The sequence below is a fragment of the Streptomyces sp. genome, assembly GCF_035563135.1.
GTDB lineage: Bacteria > Actinomycetota > Actinomycetes > Streptomycetales > Streptomycetaceae > Streptomyces.
Map to the genome: position 1 here is coordinate 1 of NZ_DATMVN010000359.1, position 6160 is coordinate 6160.

The following is a 6160-nucleotide window of genomic DNA, read 5'->3' on the forward strand; positions in this document are numbered from 1 at the left end:
CCAGGAGAGCCGCTCGTCGGGGCGCACCACGGCCCCCGGTGCAGGCGTCTTCCCGTCGCCGTGCAAGGTCCAGCGCACGCCGAGGCCCATGGTCGCTCCCTGATTGGTGTGTGCGGTGCGCCCTGGGGTCCACCCGCGGAAAGGTCGGAGCCATGTTAGTGCCGCAGGCCGGTGACCCCGCGCTTGGCCCCGCCGCTGGCGGAAGCTGTCATTCCGCCCTGGGCGGTCCGCGTTGCCGCCGGGCCTTCAGCTGTCTGCCGGGCTCCTGGCCGGCGCCGGCTGCGGGACGCCGCCCTCCGCGACCTTGCGGTCGCCCGCCCGCAGCACCCCGGCGCCCAGCACCAGCCCGAACGCCAGCGCCGTCACCAGGCCGAACGACACGAGCAGCGAGGTCGCCTCGGCCAGTGAGCCGATCGCCGACGGTGCGATGAGTCCCGAGGTGTACGTGATGGTGGCGACACCGGCGATGGCCCGGCTCGGATTGTCCCCGCTGCGCCCCGCCGCGGCGAAGGCGAGCGGGACGGTCACCGCCACGCCGAGTCCGAGCAACCCGAAGCCGCACAGGGCCAGTGCCGTGTTCGGGGCGAGAACCACCAGCAGGCCGCCGGCCGTGGCCAGCACTCCGCTCACCCGGACGGTCAGCACGGCGCCGAAACGGTCCACCACCCGGTCGCCCGCGAGCCGTGCGACCGCCATCGTCAGTGCGAACGCCGTGGTCGAGGCCGCGGCGACCCCGGCCGAACTGCCCAGGTGCTCCTTGAGGTAGACCGCCGACCAGTCCAGGCTGGCGCCCTCGGCGAAGACCGCGCAGAACCCGACCGCGCCGATCACCAGCGCCGACTTCGGCGGCAGGGTGAAGCGCGGCGGCGGCTCCTCGTCCGGCCGGCTGCGCAGGTCCAGTACGCCCCGGCAGACGATCAGGCCGAGCGCTGTGAGGACCAGGGCGGCCGCGGTGTGGTGCAGCCGGGCGTCGGTCCCGGTGTGCGCGGCGACCGTACCGGCCGCCGAACCGATCAGGGCGCCCACGCTCCACATCCCGTGCAGGCCGGACATGATCGACTTGTCGAGGCGGTTCTCCACCTCCACGCCCAGCGCGTTCATCGCCACGTCGGACATCCCGGCGGACGCCCCGTAGACGAAGAGTGCCGCGCAGAGCGTGAGCAGGTTCGGTGCGAGAGCCGGCAGGATCAGTGCGAGCGTCCAGAGCGCGAGCAGTGCGCGCAGCGCGGTCCGCGCGCCGAAACGGTGGCTCACCCGGCCTGCCAGCGGCATGGCCAGCGAAGCGCCGATGGCGGGGAAGGCGAGTGCGAGACCGAGCTCGCCCGCGCTCACCGAGGCGTGGTCCTGGATCCAGGGGACCCGGGTCGCGAAGCTGCCGGTCACCGCTCCGTGCACGGCGAACACCGCGGCGACCGCGTACCTCGCCCGCCTTATCCGTTCCGTGCCGAAGACCGGGACCGCTGGGTCCTTCGTCATACGCCGTGCCTCCCCTGGGAATTCTGGTCGCCGGTGCCTCCCGGCGCCCGCCGCGTACTGCGGGGCGTAAACTATCAGGAACCCTGCCTGATGAATAAGCCCATGGCGATGGACCCGTCAGCGATCTGGAAGGATCCCGGCATGCCCGCATCCCCGAGCACCGCCCGGGCCATCAACGACCGGCTCGCCCTGCGGCTCCTCCAGCAGGACGGCCCGCTGACGGCCACCCAGCTGAAGGCCCTGACCGGCCTGTCCCGTCCGACGGTCGCCGACCTGGTGGACCGCCTGCAGGACGCGGGCCTGGTCCGGGTCGTCGGGGAGAGCGGCTCGGACCGCCGTGGACCCAATGCCCGCCTCTACGGGATCGTCGCCGACCGCGCGCACCTGGCCGCCCTCGACGTGCGTACGGACGGCGTCGCCGTGGCCGTCGCGGATCTGCTCGGCACCACGCTCGCCGAGTCCACCCTGCCCATCGCCGGCGGCACCGGGACGCGGCCCGCCGTGGAGCGGGCCGTGGCGATGCTGGAGCGCACCGCCCGGAGGGCGGGCACGGCCCCGCTGCACAGCGTCGGCATCGGCGCCCCCGGCCTGATCGACCCGGTCACCGGTGAGCTCAGGAACACCGCCGGGCTCCCCGCCTGGCACGGGGATCTGGTCAGAGAACTCCAGCAGCGGCTGTCCGCCACCGTCCTCGTGGAGAACGAGACCAACCTCGCCGCCGTCGCGGAGCACCGCATCGGGGCCGCCCGGGACCGCGACACCTTTGTGCTGCTCTGGCTCGGCCACGGCATCGGCGCGGCCGTCATGCTCGACGGAAAGCTGCGCCGCGGCGCGTCCGGGGGAGCGGGGGAGATCGGTTTCCTGCCGGTACCCGGCACCTCCGGGATCCCTTCGGCGGTCAACTGCGCCGGAGGCTTTCACTCCCTGGTGGGCTCGGCCGCCGTCTGCGAACTGGCCGCCGAGCACGGGATCAGGGCAGGGGGCCCCTCGGTGGACGAGGCGCAGGAGAAGGATCCCGCCGCCGCGTTCGCCGTCCGGGCCGCGCTGCGCGCCGACGACGCGGACGCTGAGGCCTTCCTGTCGGCGCTCGCCGACCGCCTCGCACTCGGAGCGGCCTCCGTCGTCTCCGTGCTCGACCCCGGCTGCCTCGTCCTGGCCGGTGAGGTCGGACGCGCCGGCGGCGAGGCGCTCGCCGCGCGGGTGGAGGAACGGCTGGCCCGGATGTCACCGCTGCGCACGGAGGTCAGGGCCGGGACGCTGGGAGGGGGCGCGGTCCTGCGCGGCGGGCTGTTCGCCGCCCGGGAGGCCGCCCAGGAAGCCCTTTTCGCCCCGGGGGAGTGACACTCCGTGAAACCCCCGGCGGTCTTCTGTGAGCTGTCGCACAGGGGGCACCCGTATGGACCAGCGCTCACCGTGGCAGAATGAGTTCTGTACCAGCAGCAGCGCACTCCGGGGTCGGTGCAATTCCGAACCGGCGGTTATAGTCCGCGACCCGTCCGCATCCAGCGGCCGGTTGACCAGGTGAGATTCCTGGACCGACGGTGAAAGTCCGGATGGGAGGCAGTGCGCGGCGGGCCGTCACAGGTATGCCGCCGTCGGCGGATGCGTTCCGGGGACTCCCGGGACGGTCGCATCCGTGTCTTCGGTTTCGGCGTTCCCCTGTTGCGTTCCGTTACCTCTGTCGTCATGACAGGCCCCGGAGTCCGTGCCCGAAGAGGCAGGAGGACCCGGTGGCCACCGCAGCCGAAAAGACCGCCATGCGGCGGGCGATCACGCTCGCAGCCCGCGGACTCGGCGCCACCAGCCCGAATCCGGTCGTCGGATGCGTCATCCTCGACGCCGCCGGGGAGCAGGCCGGCGAAGGCTTCCACCGGCGCGCCGGAGGGCCGCACGCCGAGATCCACGCCCTGCGGGAGGCCGGCGAGCGGGCCCGGGGCGGCACCGCCTGCGTCACCCTCGAACCCTGTAACCACACCGGCCGGACCGGCCCCTGCGCCCAGGCACTCGTCGAGGCCGGCATCCGCCGTGTCGTGTACGCGGTGGGCGACCCGAACCCGCAGGCCACAGGCGGCGCGGACACCCTGCGTGCCGCAGGTGTCCAGGTGGAGCAGGGCCTGCTCGCCGACGAGGCCGAGACCGGCAACACCGCCTGGCTGACCTCGGTCCGCCTCGGCCGCCCGTACGTCCTGTGGAAGTACGCGGCGACCCTCGACGGCCGGATCGCGGCCGCCGACGCCACCAGCCGCTGGATCACCTCCCCCGAGGCCCGTGCCGACGTCCACCGCCTGCGCGCCGAGGCGGACGCCGTGGTGGTCGGCTCCGGCACCGCCCGTGCCGACGACCCGCAGCTGGGCGTACGCGGCATCGAGGGCGCCACCCAGCCGCTCCGGGTGGTCGTCGACACCGGCGCCACCGCGGTCCTGCCCGGCGCCCGGGTCCTCGACACGACCGCGCCCACCCTGGTCGCGGTCGCCGACGACGCCGAGGCCGGCCACCTCCCCGGGGACGCCGTGCTGCGCCTGCCCCGCGCCGTCACCGGGCCCGGTCTGGACATCGACGCGCTGCTGGCCGCCCTCCACGGCCGGGGAGTGCGCTCCGTGCTCCTCGAAGGCGGGCCGGTCCTGGCCGGCTCCTTCGTCGCCGCGGGAGCGGTCGACACCGTCGTCGGCTATCTCGCCCCGGTTCTCCTAGGCGCGGGCCCCGCGGCCCTCGCCGACGCCGGAATCTCCACCATCTCCCAGGCGTTGCGCCTCGATGTGACCGAGACCGCCCGTATCGGCCCCGATCTGCGCATCACCGCCGTCCCTGTTCCTGCTCGGAAGGGAAACTGAGTGTTCACCGGAATTGTCGAAGAACTGGGTGAGGTCACCGCCGTCGAGAGGCTGGACGACGCCTCCCGCTTCCGGCTGCGCGGCCCCGTGGTGACCGAGGGCGCCAAGCACGGCGACTCCATCGCCGTCAACGGCGTCTGCCTCACCGTCGTGGACCTGGGGGAGGACGAGTTCACCGCCGACGTCATGGCCGAGACGCTGGACCGCTCCAGCCTCGGCGCGCTGGCGGCCGGCTCCCGGGTCAACCTGGAGCGCCCCATGGCCCTCGGCGGCCGCCTCGGCGGACACCTCGTCCAGGGGCACGTGGACGGCACGGGGCACATCGTCGAGCGCACGGTCTCCGAGAACTGGGAGATCGTCAAGATCTCCCTGCCCGCCGGCCTGGCCCGTTACGTGGTGGAGAAGGGGTCGATCACCGTCGACGGCGTGAGCCTGACCGTCGTCGAGGCGGGCCCCGAACACTTCACCATCAGCCTCATCCCCACCACCCTCGCGCTGACCACGCTCGGCATCAAGGTGCCCGGCGACCCGGTCAACCTCGAGGTGGACGTCCTCGCGAAGTACGTCGAGCGGCTGCTCGGCCACGGGGCCGTGCCGGAATCCGGGGGGCCGGCCGCATGAACGCTCTGGACTGGCTGAACTCGGAGGCGTTCACCGCCTTCGGGCAGCACATCATCTGGTCGGACATGCTCGGCAACACGATCGGTCTGATCGCCCTGGCCCTCGGCTGGCTCCGCTCGGTCTGGACCTGGCCCGCCCAGCTCCTGTCCGGCGTCGTCCTGGTCGCCGCCAACGTCTCCGTGCAGCAGGCGGGCAGCGTAGGCAAGCAGCTGATCGTCATCGCCGTCGCCGTCTGGGGCTGGCAGCAGTGGACCCGCGGCAGGCAGCGGGCGCAGGACGGATCCATCGCCGTGCGCTTCGCCACCTGGCGCGAGCGCGCGTACCTGGCGGGCGGTGCCGCGCTCGGCACCCTCGCGGTCGGCGGGCTGTTCACCGCCTTCCCGTCGCTCTCCTGGAGCCCGTGGGCGGACGCCTACATCTTCGCCGGCACCCTGGTGGCGATGGTCGCCCAGGCGCGCGGCATGGTCGAGTTCTGGTTCGCCTGGCTGCTCGTCGACCTCGTCGGTGTACCGCTCAACTTCCACAGCGGACTCGCCTTCTCCGGTCTCATCTACGTCGTCTACGGCGCCCTGGTCCTGTGGGGCATGCGCGACTGGTGGCTGCGCACGCGGACACCCCCTCTGGAAGGAGCCACGGCATGACTGCCCAGCCTACCTGGCTGCACGACCGCCCCCTGGGAGACCTCTCGCTCGACCCCGTCGAGCAGGCGATCCGCGACATCGCCGCCGGGCGGCCCGTCGTGGTCGTCGACGACGAGGACCGGGAGAACGAGGGCGACCTCGTCATCGCCGCCGAGAAGGCGACCCCCGAGATCGTCGCCTTCATGATGAGCGAGTGCCGCGGACTGATCTGCGCGCCCATGGAGGACGACGAGCTGGAGCGGCTCGAACTCCCGCAGATGGTCACGCACAACACCGAGTCGATGCAGACGGCCTTCACCGTCTCCGTGGACGCCTCCGCGGAACACGGGGTGACCACCGGCATCTCCGCGGCCGACCGCGCCACCACGCTCCGGATGCTGGCAGGCGGCCACGCCGGTCCCGGCGACTTCGTGCGCCCCGGCCACATCTTCCCGCTCCGCGCCCGCCCCGGCGGTGTCCTCGTCCGCAACGGCCACACCGAGGCCGCCGTCGACCTCGCCAGGCTCGCCGGACTGCGCCCCGCGGGAGCCATCGTCGAGATCGCCGGCGAGGACGGAGCGATGCTGAGGCTGCCCGAACTCGTCCCGTTCG

The 6160-nt window shown here is 73.1% G+C and carries 6 protein-coding genes and 1 riboswitch; of the genes, 5 read left to right on the top strand and 1 reads right to left on the bottom strand.

The features are described from left to right. Positions 1-246: 246 nt before the first annotated feature. Positions 247-1476, bottom strand: a complete 1230-nt coding sequence (locus tag VN520_RS15570; RefSeq protein WP_325747513.1) for an MFS transporter — start codon at positions 1474-1476, stop codon at positions 247-249. A gap of 141 nt (positions 1477-1617) precedes the next feature. Here VN520_RS15570 and VN520_RS15575 point away from each other — a divergent pair, with 141 nt between their 5' ends. The 5 genes from VN520_RS15575 to ribB all read left to right on the top strand — a co-directional run. Continuing rightward, positions 1618-2817: an ROK family transcriptional regulator gene (locus tag VN520_RS15575; RefSeq protein WP_325747514.1), complete on the top strand. Its 1200-nt coding sequence runs from the start codon at positions 1618-1620 to the stop codon at positions 2815-2817. Positions 2818-2916: 99 nt separating this feature from the next. Next, positions 2917-3047, top strand: a riboswitch (FMN riboswitch). A 159-nt stretch (positions 3048-3206) separates the two neighbouring features. Further along, on the top strand, positions 3207-4307 hold the full coding sequence (gene ribD / locus VN520_RS15580; protein ID WP_325747515.1) for a bifunctional diaminohydroxyphosphoribosylaminopyrimidine deaminase/5-amino-6-(5-phosphoribosylamino)uracil reductase RibD: 1101 nt from the start codon (positions 3207-3209) through the stop codon (positions 4305-4307). Then, on the top strand, positions 4308-4928 hold the full coding sequence (locus VN520_RS15585) for a riboflavin synthase (protein WP_325747516.1): 621 nt from the start codon (positions 4308-4310) through the stop codon (positions 4926-4928). Continuing rightward, positions 4925-5569, top strand: a complete 645-nt coding sequence (locus VN520_RS15590; RefSeq protein ID WP_325747517.1) for a nicotinamide mononucleotide transporter family protein — start codon at positions 4925-4927, stop codon at positions 5567-5569. The genes VN520_RS15585 and VN520_RS15590 overlap by 4 nt, the downstream gene beginning before the upstream one ends. Beyond that, positions 5566-6160 (top strand): 3,4-dihydroxy-2-butanone-4-phosphate synthase (gene ribB, locus VN520_RS15595; RefSeq protein ID WP_325747518.1); only part of this gene is annotated, 595 nt, incomplete at its 3' end. The genes VN520_RS15590 and ribB, both read left to right, overlap by 4 nt.

Coding starts and splice junctions, on each gene's coding strand:
- VN520_RS15575 (WP_325747514.1), top strand. CDS start 1,618: ATGCCCGCATCCCCGAGCACCGCCCGGGCCATCAACGACCGGCTCGCC.
- VN520_RS15570 (WP_325747513.1), bottom strand. CDS start 1,476: ATGACGAAGGACCCAGCGGTCCCGGTCTTCGGCACGGAACGGATAAGG.
- VN520_RS15590 (WP_325747517.1), top strand. CDS start 4,925: ATGAACGCTCTGGACTGGCTGAACTCGGAGGCGTTCACCGCCTTCGGG.